The sequence below is a fragment of the Rossellomorea sp. ABR4_012 genome (genome assembly GCF_056159545.1).
On sequence record NZ_JBSWVK010000002.1, the window covers coordinates 335,767 to 353,382 of the forward strand.

At 44.6% G+C, this 17,616-nt stretch carries 22 protein-coding genes and 1 pseudogene; 16 read left to right on the forward strand and 7 right to left on the reverse strand.

What is annotated here, in order from left to right; all coding sequences use genetic code 11:
• The first annotated feature begins 4 nt into the window (after nt 1–4).
• On the forward strand, nt 5–487 hold the full coding sequence (locus ACXAFV_RS11225) for a DMT family transporter (RefSeq protein WP_475126534.1): 483 nt from the start codon (nt 5–7) through the stop codon (nt 485–487).
• Between the two features lie 151 nt (nt 488–638).
• A complete protein-coding gene (locus tag ACXAFV_RS11230) occupies nt 639–968 on the forward strand; it encodes a hypothetical protein (protein ID WP_475126536.1) in 330 nt (109 codons plus the stop codon).
• A 72-nt stretch (nt 969–1,040) separates the two neighbouring features.
• On the opposite strand, the gene ACXAFV_RS11235 is transcribed toward ACXAFV_RS11230, so the two are convergent.
• Both ACXAFV_RS11235 and ACXAFV_RS11240 read right to left on the reverse strand, forming a co-directional pair.
• Nucleotides 1,041–1,514 carry a GerAB/ArcD/ProY family transporter gene (locus ACXAFV_RS11235; protein ID WP_475126929.1) on the reverse strand — a complete coding sequence of 158 codons (474 nt, stop codon included), beginning with the start codon at nt 1,512–1,514 and terminating at the stop codon, nt 1,041–1,043.
• A pseudogene (locus tag ACXAFV_RS11240) lies at nt 1,477–2,106 on the reverse strand (spore germination protein); the annotation flags it as partial. The gene ACXAFV_RS11235 and the pseudogene ACXAFV_RS11240, both read right to left, overlap by 38 nt.
• 381 nt (nt 2,107–2,487) lie before the next feature.
• Here ACXAFV_RS11240 and ACXAFV_RS11245 point away from each other — a divergent pair.
• The 3 genes from ACXAFV_RS11245 (at nt 2,488) to ACXAFV_RS11255 (ending at nt 4,174) form a co-directional block, all read left to right on the forward strand.
• A complete protein-coding gene (locus ACXAFV_RS11245; protein ID WP_475126931.1) occupies nt 2,488–2,925 on the forward strand; it encodes a DUF2975 domain-containing protein in 438 nt (145 codons plus the stop codon).
• Nucleotides 2,926–2,935: 10 nt separating this feature from the next.
• Nucleotides 2,936–3,157 carry a helix-turn-helix domain-containing protein gene (locus ACXAFV_RS11250; protein WP_475126538.1) on the forward strand — a complete coding sequence of 74 codons (222 nt, stop codon included), beginning with the start codon at nt 2,936–2,938 and terminating at the stop codon, nt 3,155–3,157.
• A 225-nt stretch (nt 3,158–3,382) separates the two neighbouring features.
• Complete coding sequence (locus tag ACXAFV_RS11255) at nt 3,383–4,174, forward strand: DUF817 domain-containing protein (RefSeq protein ID WP_475126540.1); 792 nt, start codon at nt 3,383–3,385, stop codon at nt 4,172–4,174.
• Nucleotides 4,175–4,218: 44 nt separating this feature from the next.
• On the opposite strand, the gene ACXAFV_RS11260 is transcribed toward ACXAFV_RS11255, so the two are convergent.
• The 3 genes from ACXAFV_RS11260 to ACXAFV_RS11270 all read right to left on the reverse strand — a co-directional run bounded on the left by ACXAFV_RS11260 (nt 4,219) and on the right by ACXAFV_RS11270 (nt 6,596).
• The gene (locus tag ACXAFV_RS11260; protein ID WP_475126542.1) at nt 4,219–4,980 is read right to left on the reverse strand and encodes a DUF3891 family protein; all 762 of its coding nucleotides are present in this window, start codon (nt 4,978–4,980) and stop codon (nt 4,219–4,221) included.
• A 434-nt stretch (nt 4,981–5,414) separates the two neighbouring features.
• Nucleotides 5,415–5,909 (reverse strand): DUF4367 domain-containing protein, encoded by a 495-nt coding sequence (locus ACXAFV_RS11265; protein WP_475126544.1) that lies wholly within the window; start codon nt 5,907–5,909, stop codon nt 5,415–5,417.
• 3 nt (nt 5,910–5,912) lie between these two features.
• Nucleotides 5,913–6,596, reverse strand: coding sequence for a hypothetical protein (locus ACXAFV_RS11270; protein ID WP_475126545.1), 684 nt, complete (start codon nt 6,594–6,596; stop codon nt 5,913–5,915).
• A gap of 200 nt (nt 6,597–6,796) precedes the next feature.
• On the opposite strand from ACXAFV_RS11270, the gene ACXAFV_RS11275 reads away from it, so the two are divergent.
• The 5 genes from ACXAFV_RS11275 (at nt 6,797) to ACXAFV_RS11295 (ending at nt 9,968) form a co-directional block, all read left to right on the forward strand.
• Nucleotides 6,797–7,015: a hypothetical protein gene (locus ACXAFV_RS11275; RefSeq protein ID WP_475126547.1), complete on the forward strand. Its 219-nt coding sequence runs from the start codon at nt 6,797–6,799 to the stop codon at nt 7,013–7,015.
• Between the two features lie 219 nt (nt 7,016–7,234).
• Complete coding sequence (locus ACXAFV_RS11280; protein ID WP_475126548.1) at nt 7,235–7,573, forward strand: Dph6-related ATP pyrophosphatase; 339 nt, start codon at nt 7,235–7,237, stop codon at nt 7,571–7,573.
• The gene (locus ACXAFV_RS11285) at nt 7,570–7,917 is read left to right on the forward strand and encodes a Dph6-related ATP pyrophosphatase (protein ID WP_475126550.1); all 348 of its coding nucleotides are present in this window, start codon (nt 7,570–7,572) and stop codon (nt 7,915–7,917) included. The genes ACXAFV_RS11280 and ACXAFV_RS11285 overlap by 4 nt, the downstream gene beginning before the upstream one ends.
• A gap of 335 nt (nt 7,918–8,252) precedes the next feature.
• Nucleotides 8,253–9,299: a lactonase family protein gene (locus tag ACXAFV_RS11290; RefSeq protein WP_475126551.1), complete on the forward strand. Its 1,047-nt coding sequence runs from the start codon at nt 8,253–8,255 to the stop codon at nt 9,297–9,299.
• Between the two features lie 177 nt (nt 9,300–9,476).
• Nucleotides 9,477–9,968, forward strand: coding sequence for a hypothetical protein (locus ACXAFV_RS11295; protein ID WP_475126553.1), 492 nt, complete (start codon nt 9,477–9,479; stop codon nt 9,966–9,968).
• Nucleotides 9,969–10,674: 706 nt separating this feature from the next.
• On the opposite strand, the gene katG is transcribed toward ACXAFV_RS11295, so the two are convergent.
• Entirely contained in the window at nt 10,675–12,891 is a 2,217-nt protein-coding gene (gene katG / locus ACXAFV_RS11300) for a catalase/peroxidase HPI (protein ID WP_475126554.1), read from the reverse strand.
• A gap of 302 nt (nt 12,892–13,193) precedes the next feature.
• On the opposite strand from katG, the gene ACXAFV_RS11305 reads away from it, so the two are divergent.
• The 3 genes from ACXAFV_RS11305 (at nt 13,194) to ACXAFV_RS11315 (ending at nt 14,939) form a co-directional block, all read left to right on the forward strand.
• On the forward strand, nt 13,194–13,616 hold the full coding sequence (locus ACXAFV_RS11305) for an SRPBCC family protein (protein WP_475126555.1): 423 nt from the start codon (nt 13,194–13,196) through the stop codon (nt 13,614–13,616).
• Between the two features lie 156 nt (nt 13,617–13,772).
• On the forward strand, nt 13,773–14,243 hold the full coding sequence (locus ACXAFV_RS11310) for an SRPBCC family protein (protein ID WP_475126556.1): 471 nt from the start codon (nt 13,773–13,775) through the stop codon (nt 14,241–14,243).
• A gap of 111 nt (nt 14,244–14,354) precedes the next feature.
• Nucleotides 14,355–14,939 carry a Crp/Fnr family transcriptional regulator gene (locus tag ACXAFV_RS11315; protein ID WP_475126557.1) on the forward strand — a complete coding sequence of 195 codons (585 nt, stop codon included), beginning with the start codon at nt 14,355–14,357 and terminating at the stop codon, nt 14,937–14,939.
• Here the strand turns inward: ACXAFV_RS11315 and ACXAFV_RS11320 are convergent.
• Complete coding sequence (locus tag ACXAFV_RS11320) at nt 14,936–15,646, reverse strand: DUF4386 domain-containing protein (RefSeq protein WP_475126559.1); 711 nt, start codon at nt 15,644–15,646, stop codon at nt 14,936–14,938. The two genes, ACXAFV_RS11315 and ACXAFV_RS11320, sit on opposite strands and share 4 nt — an antisense overlap.
• A 248-nt stretch (nt 15,647–15,894) precedes the next feature.
• On the opposite strand from ACXAFV_RS11320, the gene ACXAFV_RS11325 reads away from it, so the two are divergent.
• The 3 genes from ACXAFV_RS11325 (at nt 15,895) to ACXAFV_RS11335 (ending at nt 17,584) form a co-directional block, all read left to right on the forward strand.
• A complete protein-coding gene (locus ACXAFV_RS11325) occupies nt 15,895–16,434 on the forward strand; it encodes a DinB family protein (RefSeq protein ID WP_475126560.1) in 540 nt (179 codons plus the stop codon).
• A gap of 100 nt (nt 16,435–16,534) precedes the next feature.
• Complete coding sequence (locus tag ACXAFV_RS11330; protein WP_475126562.1) at nt 16,535–17,029, forward strand: GNAT family N-acetyltransferase; 495 nt, start codon at nt 16,535–16,537, stop codon at nt 17,027–17,029.
• 132 nt (nt 17,030–17,161) lie between these two features.
• On the forward strand, nt 17,162–17,584 hold the full coding sequence (locus tag ACXAFV_RS11335; protein WP_475126563.1) for a hypothetical protein: 423 nt from the start codon (nt 17,162–17,164) through the stop codon (nt 17,582–17,584).
• Nucleotides 17,585–17,616: the final 32 nt, after the last annotated feature.

The window sequence follows — 17,616 nt, forward strand, 5'->3', positions numbered from 1 at the left end:
TCAGGTGATTGGAGTAATCTTAGCGGTGATCGCAGGTATCTTGATCAGCCTGCAAAATGTATTCAATGCCCGGGTAAGTGAGAAGACGGGTCCTTGGGCGACGACGAGTTTGGTCCTCGGGCTGGGGCTTGTCTGTTCACTACCGGTTTTTTATGGAATCGAACAGCGAAGTCTTTTTGAGTTTGGTAATATTAACCCCATCTTTTTATTCAGCGGAGTATTTGGTGTTGGAATCGTGTTCTTCCTGATGAGGGGCGTCACCCTGATCGGTCCGGCCTATGCCATCTCGATCGCGCTCATTTCCCAGATCCTGATTGCGTTCGTCATCAATACAGGCGGCTGGTTCGGTTTTGAAGCCACAGCCCTTTCCTGGCAGAAACTCGTTGGCATTGCGCTGCTGATTGGCGGGGTGCTTGTATACAAATTGGAGAAACGAACGGAAGGTAATGTTGATGTTATGGTGGAAGAGGAAAAAATGAGGGCGTGACTTCATTTCCCATCTGAAGGCCCGTCCCTCGGTGCTGTAACGCTTTACAGTGCCGAGGGACGGGCCTTTCTTATAAAGAAGAATATTTAAGCTTGTAAGTGCCTCTTTTTACCACTATAATTGGAATATGCTTTGGGAAGGAGGTCTTTATGTGGACTTAAGAAACTTAAGTGAAGAAGAAAAACTGTTAATCTTTAGTGCAGATCCTTTCCAAATGACACAATTTATTTTCAAGAAAAATTTACGAGGTCTGGAAAAAATCTCGATTGAATCGATAAAAAGTATGAATTTACTTTCCGTGGAAGTTGTGAATGTACTGCTGGTTTACTTTTACCAGGAGTTTTCCGGTCAGGTATATAATCGGAATGATTTAAAGAAACTGTACCATCTCTGGGCTGGGCAGGGGATTAAAACGTTTGAAGACGCACTGCTCATGACTGAGAGGGATATTCATTCTGAATTAGGTTATAAAAAAATTTAATTTTTCTAAATCCGGCTTATTAAAGAGCTGACGAAAAAAACGTGCAGACCATCCTGCACGTTTTTCTTTGTGTTAGGCTGCGGCTCTTTTCTTACGAGTCCTCCAAAAGACAACTACTCCCAACACAAATGGAAGGACAAACTGAATCGGGATATGAAGGTAGTATGGGACGAGCTTCAGCCCTACATGCAAGTGCTCGGCGATGTCTCCGCTTCGATGGAGGGAGAGCAGATAGACGGCAGCCATCAAGACGAAGACATGCCAGCTTTTTTGTTTCAATTTGAACAGCTGGTTCAGGACGGCCTGGGCCGCATAGATGAAAATCGCTACCTTCATGAATCCGCCTCCCAGTAATAGTAGGTAGGTGAAGATCTCCAGGTGCTCTATAATGCCTAGATACGTAACAAGTTCCATTGCTTTTGCAAAAGGAAAGTAAAAGGTATTTGCGAAGGGGGCATGGAGGATGCCGATGATAAGCTCCATTGTGACCATGATAATCACAGACTGAATCAAGCGAGATCTGTTCCAGTTTCCGTTTGATTTCATCGAGTATGTCCTTGTCGACCATATTATTTAAATACACCAGGGACACAGATGTGCTGGTCTCTTTTCCATAAGACTCCGTTTCAATGAACAGAGAGGGATTCTTGATGTATTTTCTGAGTAAGCCGATGTTCCCGCTGCGGCTCTCGGTGAAACCGATATCCGGCCCCTCGACTGACCGCTGGCCCTTTGGATTCGACAGGGACCTCTCCTGCCATTTGGCCGTATCGGCTAAAAGGATGTCACTCATCCCTTCAAACAGGATGATGGTGTGGCCATCAAGCAGATCAGTGATGACCTTTTCCAACTCGGTTGTCTTGGCCACGTCCGCAATCTCGAGTACAGAATAGATAATGAAGGGGATGAATAGGTCTTCATCCTCAGATAACGGCTTATTAAGCAGCGGGTCAATGATCTGTTCCTGAATGGACGACGCATCGACAATACCTTCAATGTAGAGAAGACAGGCGGTCCGGTCTCCACCAGCCAGCTGAAGTTTCCGGGTTTTAATATCCGCGCTGTCTCCCAAGGCAGAAAGGATCGCTGACACTCTGACCTCTAAGGCAGCAGATTGATCTATGTTCATTACGATCATCCTTTGGATTAGGCTTTTTCGTTTATTTCGTTCTTTACTTGGTGTTTTCAACCGTACAATCGATGACAGGTAAAGCTTGTATGATGTGGAAAGTGCGCCCGCTCATTCTGCTTTTTTAGACCATTAGAAAACATCCATACTTTCAATATGGTAGTATGCGCTATGTCTGCATGTTTATTCCACGCCGAATCGTGCGGATTGGTTGAATAAATTATGGGTAAGAAATTTAAAGAAAGATAATCTAGCAATAAAAATATAATTAAAATCAATAATAATTTATTGTAAAACAATAAATTTCATGGTACATTCAAATTGACAATAAATTGTGAGGTGGTTTGTGTGAAACAGGAAACACTCTTTTTAAAGATTGCTGTTTTTCTGATGGGACTTCCGGTTCTGGCTTTATGTTTATTTGTGCTGCCGGAGATCGCCGGATTTTTTGCAGAATTAAATCCGGCGCTGGATTATTTGCAATATCCCTTTTTAATCGGGTTGTATATAACCGCGATTGTGTTTTTCGCTGCTTTGTACCAAACATATAAGCTTTTAAGCTATATAGACAGGAACCAGGCTTTTTCGGAGTTATCTGTAAGGTCTTTGAAGAATATCAGGAACTGCGGCATCACAATCGGCGCATTTTATGTAGTCTTTATGCCGCTCATCTATCTCATGGCAGAGGTGGACGATGCACCGGGGATGATCCTGATTGGCATGGTTATTATTTTCGGATGTATGGTGATTGCGGTATTTGCCGCCGTTCTGCAGAAGTTATTGGAAAATGCCATCGAAATAAAATCAGAAAATGATTTAACGGTCTGAGGTGAATGAAATGGCGATTATAATCAATATTGACGTGATGCTGGCGAAAAGGAAAATGAGCGTGACAGAACTTTCGGAGAGGGTCGGAATCACGATGGCGAACCTGTCTATATTGAAAAATGGAAAGGCGAAAGCAATCCGATTTTCAACGTTGGAGGCGATTTGTAAGGCGCTGGACTGTCAGCCTGGGGATATTTTGGAGTATCGTGATGATGGCGAGGCGGAAGGCTGATGGAAATGAGTCACTGAGGGTGGCGCCATCGTTAATCTATGAGCTTTGAGCATTATTTTATGAGTTATCCCTGATAATCTTTGAGTTTTAAGGATTATTCTATGAGTTTTCCGTCATAATCTATGAGTTTCAGGCAATAATCTCTCGTTTTTACAATTAAATCCATTAATTACGCAGGCGGACCATCAGTAAAACAGGCACATACATTCCAAGGAGGCATAAATTATGAGAGCATTCAAACAACTTGTCCGTTTTGGCCGGGAACAGGCCCTGTCATGTTTGTTTCCTGTCGTCATTTTTGCCTCCTTGGCTTTGACGCAGGTGATCCCGCTCCCTTTTCTGCCGCGATATGACTGGCTGCTCGTCATCTGTCTGTTGATGCAATGGGGGATGCTGCGGTCAGGGCTTGAAACACGGGATGAATTGAAGGTCATCACCTTGTTCCACCTAATCGGCCTCGCGCTTGAGCTATACAAGGTACATATGGGGTCGTGGTCTTATCCGGACGAAGGGTATTCGAAAGTTTTCGGAGTGCCTTTGTACAGCGGATTCATGTACGCAAGTGTAGCGAGTTATCTTTGTCAGGCATGGAGGAGATTGAAGGTTGAGCTGGTTAAGTGGCCGCCGTTTTGGGTCGTAGTAGCTCTGGCAGCCGCGATTTATTTGAATTTCTTCACCCACCATTTTTGGATGGATATGCGCTGGTGGCTGTCCGCCCTGGTCATCATCGTTTTTTGGAAGTCATGGGTCTTGTACGAGGTCGGGGGCAGGCGCTACCGGATGCCGATCGCCCTTTCGTTTGTGCTTATCGGATTTTTTATCTGGATCGCCGAAAATATCGCTACGTTCTTTGGAGCCTGGGAATATCCAAATCAGACTGATGCCTGGAGTCTCGTTCACCTGGGGAAGGTGAGTTCTTGGCTGTTATTGGTGATTGTAAGTTTTCTAATTGTAGCGACGTTGAAGCGGGTTAAGGGGAGAGGGGCAGTCAGAGTTGGTGCTGGTCGGTTTTTATAGTTTCACCTCTCGGAAAAACATCCCCTTAACCGGTACGATTTCCCCTAATTACGCACTAGAAACATCCTCTCACGCAACTCACTAGTTTCATAGGCAGCCGCAATACCCATTTCTTCAACATCACTCGTCTCTATCTCTTTGTACTTCAATATTAAGGGGAATTCATGGTTAAAAGGAAACCTCTCTATCCTGATTTCCTCTGTATTGAGCCATTTTCCATATAGCCTCTGTTTACGATCATCGAATAACTCCGTATTTTTGAATCCTTCCTTGAACCAAGGGTGCTCTTCGGCTTTAGAGGCACCGGGTTCATTCAAACACAAATATAATGACAGGTCATCAGAAAATTGGAGCAGCCGGAAATGCTGCTGTAGGAGATCTTCATCAACGCTGGGCAGGATTTTCTTTAGTTTGGCTTGTCGTTTTGCTTCATCGTTCATAAACGCAATGCATTCATTCTTTTTCGATCTGGTGAAGAATGAGTAGAAATGGAGACTGCAAAGGAGAGCCGAGTATGGACTCACCTGCTCGATTTCATCCAGGCCGATTTTGTAAAATGCCATTTTAGGAAGCAGCGGATAATCTGAAAAGGTGTAGGGGATGTTATCTTGATCATTCCAGATCGGGGTGTCGTCCAGTCCGATCCAGCTGCGGTCGTGCTGATAGGCAGCGTAGGTCATCTCTTTGAAGTGTTGGTCTGACTTGAGAAGGTCAGGGTTGAAATGCTTGACGATTTCACCTGATAAATAGGCGTGGTCATGCTGTTTGATCATGATGAAGGAGTCTTGGTTTTGGCGGATGATCATGGTATGAACCCCTTTCTAAAAAAATGAGTGGCTTGTCGGAAATTTTTGGGTTTTGATACTTTGATTATATCAGATGGATCTTATAGGGTTCATGCTTTGTTAACACCAATTGCAGAGGAAATTTGACAACAGGCACAATAAATTTGATTTCGGCACAATTATGGGAAAACCGGCACAATAAATCCGAATCTCGCACAATTATCAGGAAAGAGGAGTGTAGGGGAGTGGGAGGTGCTGTGGTTTTGACTATACTGCTCGTTGAAAGTAGTGTTTTGATCAGTTTTTTTAAAAAAAATAGACAAATAAATGGTTTTTATAAGTGAGATTTTACTTTTTTAAGAGCATCGCAGTAAGTAAGGCATTGTGATCCTACCGTGAACAGCTGCTTGCCAGCGAATAATGGGGTCTGCCCCCAACTAAAAAAGTCACACATCTCATTCAGCAATTTTCATCGACCGAGCCATTTCGATCATTTCTTGTTTAGTTGCAGTGTGACTATCCATTTGTAGTAAAGTTCCGTCCTGCTCCCAGGAAAGCATACCGCCCGGAGCGTTACCGAAGGTCTTAAAGGATCCTTTATTTCCATTGATCAACAGTGTTTCAGCATCTTGAAACGTAAAGTCAGGCCGGGTATTTGATGCTTTTCTTTGTTCGATTCCAATCAAGAGAGCCGTATCTTCTTTATTCATATAGTGTAATCGGATGCTTTCAGGATACGTTTTTATCTCCAATGTATACTCCTGAGGTAATCGTTCAGGGATGAGAATGTTAAAGTCGGTCTTTTTTACGAGTTCTTCAATTTTGATGCTGTTGTGATTATATCTGATCTCTTTTGCCTGGACACGTAGGGGAATGTGAATCATGTCCTGCATTAGGTTTAAAGTGATAAATGATATTAAAAATAGTAAAAGCAGTCTTTTTAAACGCATTTCTTATCCTCCATTATTTACTGATGAGGTTGGTTGAAATTCAATTGATTTTGCTTGATACATGTTATCACGATATTCATAGACAATAACCATTTCGCCTATAAAACCTGCTGGTGAAATTTGGCCTGCAATTTTAGCGATCAAAGTATTGTCACTTACTTCAAAAGCGATAATGCTTCCAAAACTTATATCCTTAAATAAGTTAGCCGGATCAATTCCTAAAGGTTTTATATCAACTGTTGAGGTCTTATCTTCAATCTGGATGACAGCTTTGAAAGGTGATAATGTAGTCCTTACATTTTTCAATACGACCGCAACGGGATTATCGACCAGAGTCTCACGGAAATGATCATGAAAAACATGAACATCCTCTAATAAAACACCAGTACCATACCCTTTGTTCAAAATGATAATCAACTCTTTCTGGTCATCTTTGTTGATGTCTTTGGAGATGATTTGTGGAGCATAAGCAGGGCTGCTCGCAACGTTTGTCCAATGGGGTCTTGAAAAGGTCGTCCCTTTGATGTCAATTTTGAAATCATAATATAAATCATTCATTTCTTTCGCATACATGCTGATATTCTCACTTGGTGATTCTGCGACCTTTTTATATTCCACTTTTGCAATTGCTGTACTACAAGAATATGAAGTCAGGATTGCAAGGATCAACATAATGGATTTACTCATTCGTGAACACCTCAGGTTTAGTGTTCCCTAACTTGTTTTCTTATACTGAATTCTATGTTGCTTTGTAGATTCCAATGAAGATGGTTAGCATTAGGCCAGATTCCTGAAAATCAGCAATAACGTAAAACGAATAGGTAATTTATGTTAAACTCATGTTTAAAGAACCAATTCAGCATTGCTGGTAGGGAAAGGGATCAAATATGATGAAAATACTATTTGAAAAGATCATTTATTTTGCCTTAACGCTTTTTATCTTCATTTTGTTGTGGAAGGTTACGGCTGCGTTATGGGATGCTTTTGTGCCCTGGAATTATAAAACGGATCTGATTGGCATTTTTGTCGTGATACCGATACTCGCCGTAGCTGCCTTTATACTATCGAGCTTATCTTTTAAAGTGATCAGGGATTCTGGAAAATAGTAGTCTCTTAATCTGTGTTGCCTTCACATTTGCAGGGCAATGATAAAATTTTTTTGAAGATTAGACAAATTAATGATCTTATTAAGTAGGATTTCACTATTTTTAAGAGAATCGTAGTAAGTAAGGAAGCTTTCAATAAATTCAGCAAAGAACTGCCGCTTACTCGTGTAATAAAGGAGTTTCGATTCGTTTTAAATCTATCAACCACAGGAGGTTAACATGAAAACAGTGATCGGATTCAGCGGTGGAAAGGATTCCACCCTGGCATTATATAAAATACAACAAAATCCTGAATATGAAGTGGATTCCTTGCTGGTCACGCTGACAGAAGGATTCGGCCGGGTTTCGATTCACGGAGTCAGATATGAGCTCCTCAAGCAGCAGTCTGAGTCGTTGGGAATCCCGCTTAGAGAGGTGTGGATCCCGCAAGGATGCACGAATGAAGTGTATCAGGAACGGATGGAGAAGGCGGTCTCCGATATGAGGAATGACGGGGTCACTCATATCGTATTCGGGGATATCCACCTGAAGGATGTCCGGGAATACAGGGAACCATGATGACAGGGACGGGAATAACCCCGGTCTTTCCCTTATGGAACCGCCCCGTAGGAGAAATCTGCCTGGATTTTATCGACCTTGGATTTAAAACCGTCATCACCTGTGTGGACATGGATCAGATTCACAGGTCCTTCGCAGGAAGGGTCTATGATGAGTCGTTCATTAAGGACTATCCAGTCGATACCCGCGATATCTGCGGAGAAAATGGGGAGTTTCATTCGTTTGTGTTCGACGGTCCTAATTTTTCTTTTCCCATTGAATATGAGCTGGGGGAAGAAAGGGTAACGCCGGATCCTGGGACCGGACGGGATCGGTTTTTATATATTGATGTCATTCCGAAATAGGGGAAGCAGATGTTTGAAAACGCCCGCTAAGCTGCGGTTGTTTTTGAAAAGGATAGAAAATCAGGTGTGCTGTTTTTATGCTGCCTGATTTTTTTGTTATAGTGGTATAAGAGTAATCGAGGGTTTTTGATTAAAGAATAATATAGAGTTGAATCCATCAGTTGATTGGAGTGCAAGACGAAGACTCCTGCGGGAAAAGCGGAACAGGTGAGACCCCGCAGGAGCTTTAGCGACGAGGAGGCTCACCGGCCGCCCGCGGAAAGCGAAGTCTTGCACGGAAATCAACTGAGATGTTTGAAGGGATTTTTTAATAAGCTCAGAGGGAGTGTTTTACAATGACAAAATATATCGGGTATGTTGGTACATACACAAAACAAGAAAGCAAAGGCGTCTATCAGTTCTCTCTTGATACTGACAAAAAGGAAATCACGGATGTAAAGCTTGCCGCTGAAGTAGACAACCCTACATATGTGACGGTGAGTGGAGATAACAAGAATCTCTATGCTGTGTCAAAAGAGGGAGATAACGGCGGAGTCACCGCTTTTTCAATCGATCCTGGAACTGGAGAGCTGGCGAAATTGAACAGCGACAGTACTCCTGGCGCGAACCCTTGTCATGTAAGCGTGGATCATGAGAGTCTCACATTGGTGACTGCCAATTATCATACAACGATGATCGAATCCTACTTAACGAATAAAGATGGATCCCTGCAATCGCTGGTTTCCAGTATCGAGCATGCAGGCTCCGGGCCGCATGAAAGACAGGAGAAGCCTCATATGCATTATGCAGGTTTTACCCCGGATAGGAAATATGTGATCGCGGTCGATTTGGGGAGTGATCGTGTTTACACGTACGACGTTAAAGATGGTAAGTTAACTGAGGCAGGAGTTTTCGAAACGAAACCTGGAAGCGGTCCGAGGCATATTGCGTTTCATCCGAATGGAAAATTCGCTTATGTCATGACGGAGCTGAGCTCTGAAGTGCTTGTTCTGGATTATGATGAGAAGGATGGAAGTTTTTCAGAACAGCAGTATATTCCAACGATTCCTGATGATTTCAGCGAAACGAATGATGGCAGTGCGATTCATGTTTCTGCAGATGGAAGGTTCGTTTATGCGGGGAATCGCGGACATAATAGCATCGCAGTCTTCAAGGCAGATCAGGACTCCGGCCAATTGACATTTGTTGAATGGACGTCTACTGAAGGCAACTGGCCGCGTGATTTTGTAATGGATCCAACTGGTGACTTCCTTGTGGCGACCAATCAGAAATCCAACACGATGGCGTTGTTCGGCAGGGATAGTGAAACCGGCAAGCTTGAATTGCTGCAATCAGGCGTCAAGGTTCCTGAGCCGGTTTGTGTGAAGTTCTTGAATAGATAAGAGGTAAGTTTTTTGGGCCTGTCCCCGGTATGCTAAGCGTTCATACCGGGGGCAGGCCCTGATTTTTTTCACGAGAATTCATAACATGCTTACTTGGAAAAAAGGAAATAGGCTTCCAAAGAAGAATAAGTTACCAGAAGCTAGTAATCTCATAAATGAAGATGAGGAGGAAACGCTTTGACCAGTAAAGAAAATAAGGTGGCTTCCGCGCTCACCATTGTCGGTGCGGCCAGCATCGCGATCGGGATCATTTCGGGTTTGTATTACGGGATGAACGATATGTTTGCCCCATGGGGCTGGGGGGATATACAGGGTCTGTTGGGGTTCGGCGTGTTCATTAATGGAGTGGTATGGGGGATTGTGTTTTTGGGTTTTGCAGAAATCATTAAGCTTCTTCAAGGAATATTCAATCAAAGGGAACCATCCACATCACAGACATCGATGCCAGTACCTGTCGCAACATCTGCACAGGAAAAACCGAAAGTACATGAGGTATCCAGGTATGAACGAAGGGAAATTGAAGAATTTTATTCCGAAAAAGGATGGAGTGTCGAAAAGATTGAACGGGCGGAGCGGGAAGATTTCTTCCTAGTCACAGTTAATGGGAAGAAGGAATTGGTTGAGCTTGGCGGGTTCAAGCCGGTGGTTCATCCTTTTGAAGAGAAATGATTAGGTGTGGGATCCTGCTTGGTTTGTGGAGCGGGGTCTTTTTATTGTTGTTTTAATGATTGGACTCACTACTTGGATGATGAATTATGGTTTTGATAATAAATCTTTGTTTTTGATAATAAACGTGTTGTTTAGCCAAATCCGTTGTTGTTTTTAAAATGGAATAGAGCGACGGGAGAAATGGGCCTGCCCCCGGCAAGGACAAATATCCATGCGCCCGGGGGTCAGGCCCTGGTTTTATGATAGGGGCTGCACGATTTGAAGAAAAGCTGCACACGATTAGAAAATAACAGGACAAAGTCGATAGTAATGGGTAGTAGTCGATAAAAACACCACTTGATTGGTAATAGAAAAAAGCGTCTGGAGTCAACTCGATAATAAGATCGCAATTCTCGATAATAAGCGTTTAAAATTCGATAATAAATTTGAAGAAATCGATAATAAACATGAGGTCACATAGGTGGGGACGCTCAATTCTGTGTAAAATGGGGTAGAACCTCACATTTTCACTTGAAATTGGAGATGTGGAGTGTCTTATTTATTAGGTTCAGACTTTTTTTCGCTCATTCATTGGGGTTTTTCTTGTTTTAAAGCGATTTTTTGCAGTTTTTCAGTATCGTTTGTGGATGTTATAAAAATAGGGCCTGGCCCCGGCACAGAAACGTTCTTGCACCGAGGGACAGGCCCAAACCTTCAATTTACAGCTTTATTTCACATCAAACCGATCCGCATCCATCACCTTCACCCAGGCTGCCACAAAGTCACGGACAAATTTCTCTTTGTTGTCATCCTGTGCATAGACTTCGGCGAGGGCGCGCAGTTCTGAGTTCGAGCCGAAGACGAGGTCGAAGCGTGTGGCTGTGCGCACGACTTCGCCTGATTTTCGGTCGCGGCCTTCGTATTGGTTGAAGCCTGCCGGTTTCCATTCGATGCCCATGTCCAGAAGCTTCACGAAGAAGTCGTTGGTGAGTGCGCCGACACGGTCGGTGAAGACACCGTGATTCGTTCCGCCATGATTGGTGCCGAGGGCGCGCATACCGCCGAGAAGGACGGTCATTTCAGGCGGCGTCAGGCCCAAAAGCTGGGCTTTGTCTACGAGCATTTCTTCAGGGCTCGTCGCGTATTCTTGCTTCTGGTAGTTGCGGAATCCATCCGATACCGGCTCCAATACCGCGAAGCTGTCCACATCCGTCTGCTCGTGTGTGGCGTCGCCGCGGCCCGGGGTGAATGGAACCGACACTTCGAAGCCAGCATCTTTGGCCGCTTTTTCGACAGCGGCAGAGCCGCCGAGAACGATCAGATCGGCGAGGCTGACTTTCTTGTCCAGCCCGCTTTGGATATCTTCGTAGACACCCAGGACTTTTTCAAGCTGCTGTGGTTCGTTCGCTTCCCAGTCTTTCTGCGGGGCGAGGCGGATGCGTGCACCGTTCGCTCCTCCGCGCATATCGGAGCTGCGGAATGAGCTTGCGGAAGCCCAGGCTGTTTTCACAAGCTCGCTCACGGATAATCCGGAATCCAGGATTTTTTCTTTCAATTGAGCGATTTCGGCATCGGACAGGTCGTAATCGACTGCCGGTACCGGGTCCTGCCAGATCAGTTCTTCATCTGGAACCTCTGGCCCGATGTAGCGTGCTTTCGGCCCCATGTCACGATGGAGGAGCTTAAACCATGCACGTGAGAAGGCATCGGCGAATTCGTCCGGATTCTTATGGAATCGGCGGGCTATTTTTTCATAATCGGGATCCATACGCAGCGCCATATCGGCTGTTGTCATCATCGTCTTCACTTTAATGGATGGATCTTCGGCGTCCGGGGCCATGTGCTCTTCCGTCATATTGACCGGTGCCCACTGGGACGCGCCCGCAGGACTCTTCGTCTTCTCCCATTCATACCCGAACAACAGGTCGAAGTAGCCGTTGTCCCATTTCGTCGGATGCGTTGTCCATGCTCCTTCGACGCCGCTTGAGATCGTGTCGCGGCCTTTTCCGCTTCCGTGTGTGCTGTGCCAGCCCAGTCCTTGTTTATCCAAGGTAGCTGCTTCCGGATCGTCGCCGACCTGGGAAGCGTCGCCGGCACCGTGTGCCTTACCGAACGTATGCCCGCCGGCGATGAGGGCGACCGTTTCTTCGTCGTTCATGGCCATCCGTCCGAATGTATCACGGATGTCACGGGCACTGCCCAGTGGATCCGGCTCCCCGTTCGGTCCTTCAGGATTGACATAGATCAGCCCCATTTGAACGGCGGCAAGCGGATTCTCAAGCTCCCGGTCCCCTGAATACCGGTTGTCTGCCAGCCATTCCTTCTCGGTTCCCCAATACACATCTTTTTCAGAATGCCAAATATCTTCACGTCCCGCACCAAAACCGAATGTCTTCAAGCCCATCGATTCAAGCGCCACGTTACCTGTCAGTACAATCAGGTCAGCCCAGGAAATCTTGTTTCCGTACTTTTGCTTGATCGGCCATAACAGGCGGCGGGCTTTATCGAGATTGACGTTGTCCGGCCAGCTGTTGAGAGGTGCAAAGCGCTGTGAACCGGATGAACTGCCTCCTCGTCCGTCTCCTTCGCGGTATGTACCTGCTGCATGCCAAGACATGCGGATGAAAAATGGACCATAATGACCGTAATCGGCCGGCCACCAATCCTGGCTGTCCGTCATCAGCGAGTGGAGGTCTTTTTTCAATGCATCGTAATCAAGCTTCGAGAATTCTTCCCTATAGTTGAAGTCTTCCCCCATCGGATTCGATTTTCGGTCATGCTGACGGAGGATGTCCAGATTCAGCATATTCGGCCACCAATCTTTGTTCGTAGTACCTCGTGGATCCGTCGTCGTCGTGATCGCGCTGTCCTTGTGGTGTGTGACAGGGCACTCTCCTGAAGCAGCCGTGTGTTCTTTTTGGTCTGGTCTATTGTGGTTTTCCATATTCCATTCTCCCTTCTTTTCCTTTGGAATTTTTATATCTTGCAAAAGCAGAAGTAGGATAATTATGAAAATTCTTACTTTATATTATATTGGACTGAAACATAGATTGAAAGTGTGAAGCATTGGCACATGCTTTCTAGTATGTACAATGGGCAGGTTCGAATTTCGTGTTTCTGGTAGGAAGTTATACACTCCTTATAGAAATAATTAATGGAGCATTCTTTTTCTTAATTCATTTCCCTACTATATTCATAGGATCATATCGGAACCAACCAATAAACCATGAAAGAGGGTTAAGATAAGTGAACAATTTAACGAAAATGAACATACTGAAACCAGCAAGTGAAATTTATGAGGCTTTTGTAGATCCAGAAAAAATTGGGCATTTCTGGTTTTCATCGAGCTCTGAACGATGGGCAGAGGGAAAGACGATTACCCTAAGGTACGAAGAATATAATGCACAAGGTGAGATTCATATTAAAGAAATCCAGGAAAATGAAAAGATTGTATTCGAATGGGCAGCCAATCATATCGTCACCATCAACTTTCTCTCATCAGAAAAAGAAGGCACGATCGTAGAAGTCCGTGAAGAAGGATTTGATGAGAATGATGACAACTTCATTGAGCAATTATTGAACAACAAGGAAGGCTGGGTTTATATGTTGAGTTGTTTAAAGGGATACATGGAGTTCGGGGTTGATCTCAGGGCTGCGTTGGTTAAGTGAGAAGCGAGGAGCCTGAGATTTGATGACCTGCGGGGAGGATCTGCCTCTTAGGAAGCGCGAGAACGTTATTTTGAAATCATGATGAAAAAAGAAGGAAAGATGTCCAACTTGTCAAATACACATTTAATAGCATGAAATCTTAGGAGGTCGTTCAATTTGAGTATTCCATTTGAAGTGAAAAGAAACTTTCAGGTTTCCAAAGAAGAAGTCTATGCAAGCTTGCTGGACCTCGAGGCAGCCCAGATATGGATGAAAGGGTTAGTGGCAATCGAGCGCAAGGATGAAGGTCCTTTGCATGAGGGCAGCGAGTGGAAGGAAACGAGAAAGATGTTCGGCAAAGAGGCATCTGAATATTTTGAGGTAGTGGAGCTGAAAGAACCGGATAAGATTGTACTCAGGTGCGACGGTACGAAAGGAACGACAGGCAAAGGGGAATTTGTATTTACATATCTGTTGACTTCATCAGATAATCAAACTGAAGTTACTCTACTTGGTGAAATCAGAGGATTGACAGGCCTGTCAAAATTGCTGGGCAAATTGATTGTAGGCAGCTTTAAGAAGGCTTGCGCAAAAGATATGGATTCCTTGAAAGATTACTTGGAAAATACGAAAGTGGCAAGTCATTGAGAAGGGGCCTGCCCCCCGTTGTGGTAAAGCGATAGTGTACTTGGGGGCAGGCCCGAGTTTCCGTTCAGCTTCAACATGCAAAGTAAAAATAGTAGAGACGGAGGTTAAACGATGAAAGATGTCCTCATTCAATACATGAAACGTTTTTCAAACCTCAGCGAAGAAGAGCTTAGAAAACTGACTGAGAACGTTCCTGCCGCTGCCTTTAAGAAAGGCACGATCTTGTTGCAGCAAGGGGAAGTTCCCGATAAATGTTATTTTGTCTTGAAAGGGTGTGTGCGCCAATATGCGGTTGATGCGAATGGTAAAGAGACCACCTTCAATTTTTTCACAGAAGAACAGAGCGTTACGATTTTCAACCAGCATTCCATTGATAAAGCCTCCAAATACTCACTTAACTGTGTTGAAGACTGTACACTCATCGTAGGTGATTTACTTACAGAGCAGGACATGTATGATGTACATCCGGTTTTACAAACGATGACACGAAAAATGATGGAAGAAGACATCGGTGCCATGCATGATGATTTTGCTTCCTTTATCGCCTCGTCACCGGAAGAGCGATACAACGCACTGCTGGAAAAGAGGCCCGGTCTGATTAACAGAGTGCCTCAGTACCAATTGGCGAGTTATCTTGGAATTACACCAGAATCCCTCAGCCGCATTAAAAAGCGCCATCTTAGAATGGTAGATTAATTGGCAGACGTCAGTTTTCTTCCTTTCACGAGCAGCCAAATACCGAAAACCAGTTCACCAATAAACATCGGTACCATTAGAATTGTTTCCAATAGCACAGTTAAACGTTCAAATTGAGGCATGAACCGATACATGATATGAACCAGTGTGTAGCTAAATCCAGCTGCAATGACCAAGCTGCTGATTAATTTGGGGATTTGCTTTGACTTCCATGCTGCAAAACCTGCAGCCATGAGATGCAGACCGAAAATAATTAATCCCATTGACCAGATTGATTCAAACGATGCGAATGCTACCATCACTTTATGAGCAGCCATATCCGCCGATTTACTAAATGAAGCTTCTCCGGCGGTATTGCTGGCAATAACGAGATGTGATACGGCTATACCAAGCATGACAGTGTAAAGCAAGCGAAGCAAGCCAGCTACTAATGCATAGCCTTGATGGAACGGCATCAAAAACACATAAAATCCCCGTGACACCAATAAATCCATCAGAATAATGACGATCCAACCAAGGATCTCCAGTTCAAACAATGACCCGGATGTTTGAATGTTTTTTAGAGTAGTGATGCCATCCCCGCTGATAACGACCGAGCTGTGAACATAGCCATATGAGAAAAATGCCGCGATAGTCATGATCATTAAAGCCGTTCCTGAAATAATGGCCGCCTTTTGTTGTCTGTTTTGACCTATACTTGTTTCCATAAAGAACCTCCTTATAGTTGATTCATGAACGATTGTAACGTTGGTTGTGGAAGGCCTCATTGACTTAAGTCAAGAGAACGACATTTTATAAGAAAAATAGTATGCCGGGTCCAAGGTGCGGGTCAGGGGGACCGGTACCTTGACCCACTGAGTAAAGAGGAGGGCGTTTTTTTAACCATGCGGTCAGCAGGCTGAGATCGTGACATCGAGCTGAGTTTAAGTAAGAATTTTTACAAGGGGGAAATCCTGTGAACTTTGAATTAAAGGAAGCAATTGAAATTTTGGAGAGGACGCCGAAAACATTGGAGGGTTTGCTTTCAGGTTTGTCGGCAGGATGGCTGGAGTGTCATGAAGGGGTCGGGAGTTGGAATGCGGTTCAAGTCGTGGAGCATTTGATCGAAGGGGAAAAGCATAATTGGATTCCAAGGTTGAAGATGATCTTTCATAAAGGGGAAAGTATGGTGTTTCCCGTTTTTGATCGTTTTTCACATTTGGAAGAGAGTACACCAAATAGTCTTGAGGAGAAGCTGGCAGAGTTTGCTGCGATCAGATCAACGAATGTGAATGAGTTAAAAGAGTTAGTGGTTGATCAGCGCCATTTCCTTGAGGCGACAGGTATGCATCCTGCTTTCGGCAAGGTCAGTGCCCGGGAGTTGATCTCGACTTGGGTGGTCCATGATATGACGCACCTATCGCAGATTGCCAGGGTAATATCCAACCGTTATAGGGAAGATGTGGGGCCTTGGAAGGAATATTTGGGGATATTGAGTAGAACGGAGCCGTCATAAAAAGGGCCATGTGGACAGGTCCTGCGGTGCGTTGTGCCGGAGATCCCTTTCCATTTGTCTGGGAAAATTAATGATAGATTCATATATTGGAGGAACTAAGATGGAATCAACTTCACTTCAGTCGAAAGTCAGGCTGGCAAAGTACACAGAAAAATACATGAAGAAGCTATCCGAGTTTCAGCTGCCTGACCAACAGCTCGAATTCACCAGCATGCCGATGGAGAAAATTAACCATTCAAAAATTTCGAAGAACACTATCCATGTGTTGATCCTTGAGGACGACGAACCGGTTGGTTACTTTGCATTGGAAGACGGAGAAAAATTACATAAATATAGTGAAAATCGGCATGCTAGACTACTGACCTCCTTCTCGATCGATTCAAGGAAGCAAGGTAAGGGGTTCGCAAAGAAGGGACTAACTTTATTGCCGGGTTTCATTAAGGACAATCTTCCTGACGTCAATGAAGTGGTTCTTGGAGTAAACAAAAGGAACCAAGCGGCGATCAGTCTTTATCTGAAGACAGGATTTGTTGATGAGGATGAGATATATGAAGGGCCTAAGGGGCCTCAGCATGTTTTACATTTGAGTGTGTGATTGTGTGGAGCCGTGCAGGCTCTTTTTTTATGGAGTGAAATGAATCGTGGTGTGAAAACTATTGGATTAATATGGAATTAACTGTAAGATGAAGATAGGTGCAATACGGTTTTAAGACAAGGGGTGAAATCATTGAGCGCTAAAAAAGAAGTTCGAACAATTAACTGGACGGTACTCGCACTTTTTGCTTTAGCCGGGATGGTGTTTGCCGGGACCACATTCGGCAGTTTGATGAATGCCACGCCTGATGAGTATGATGGGATGCAATCACGAATCGAGATTCGGTGGGACCAGGAGCTTTTGATGTTTGCTGTGATCTTGTGTCTGTGCACCTTATTACTGGCTATCCTCTGGAAGCGATTGTTTCCACATAACGTACCGCTTGCCATCATACTCGGTGGATTCTGGTTCTTTTTTCTTTTTCAGGTCACGGTTGTTGGATGGGCAGGACTTGTGGGGATCATGGGGCTGGTGGTCGCGGTTGCTGGAGGGGTGATCATGATGTTGGTTTATGCGTTGGGGGAGCGGAGATGGAGGCTGCGGGGGCGTCGATAGACTAAAGCTCTACGGCAATCCTGATAATGAAT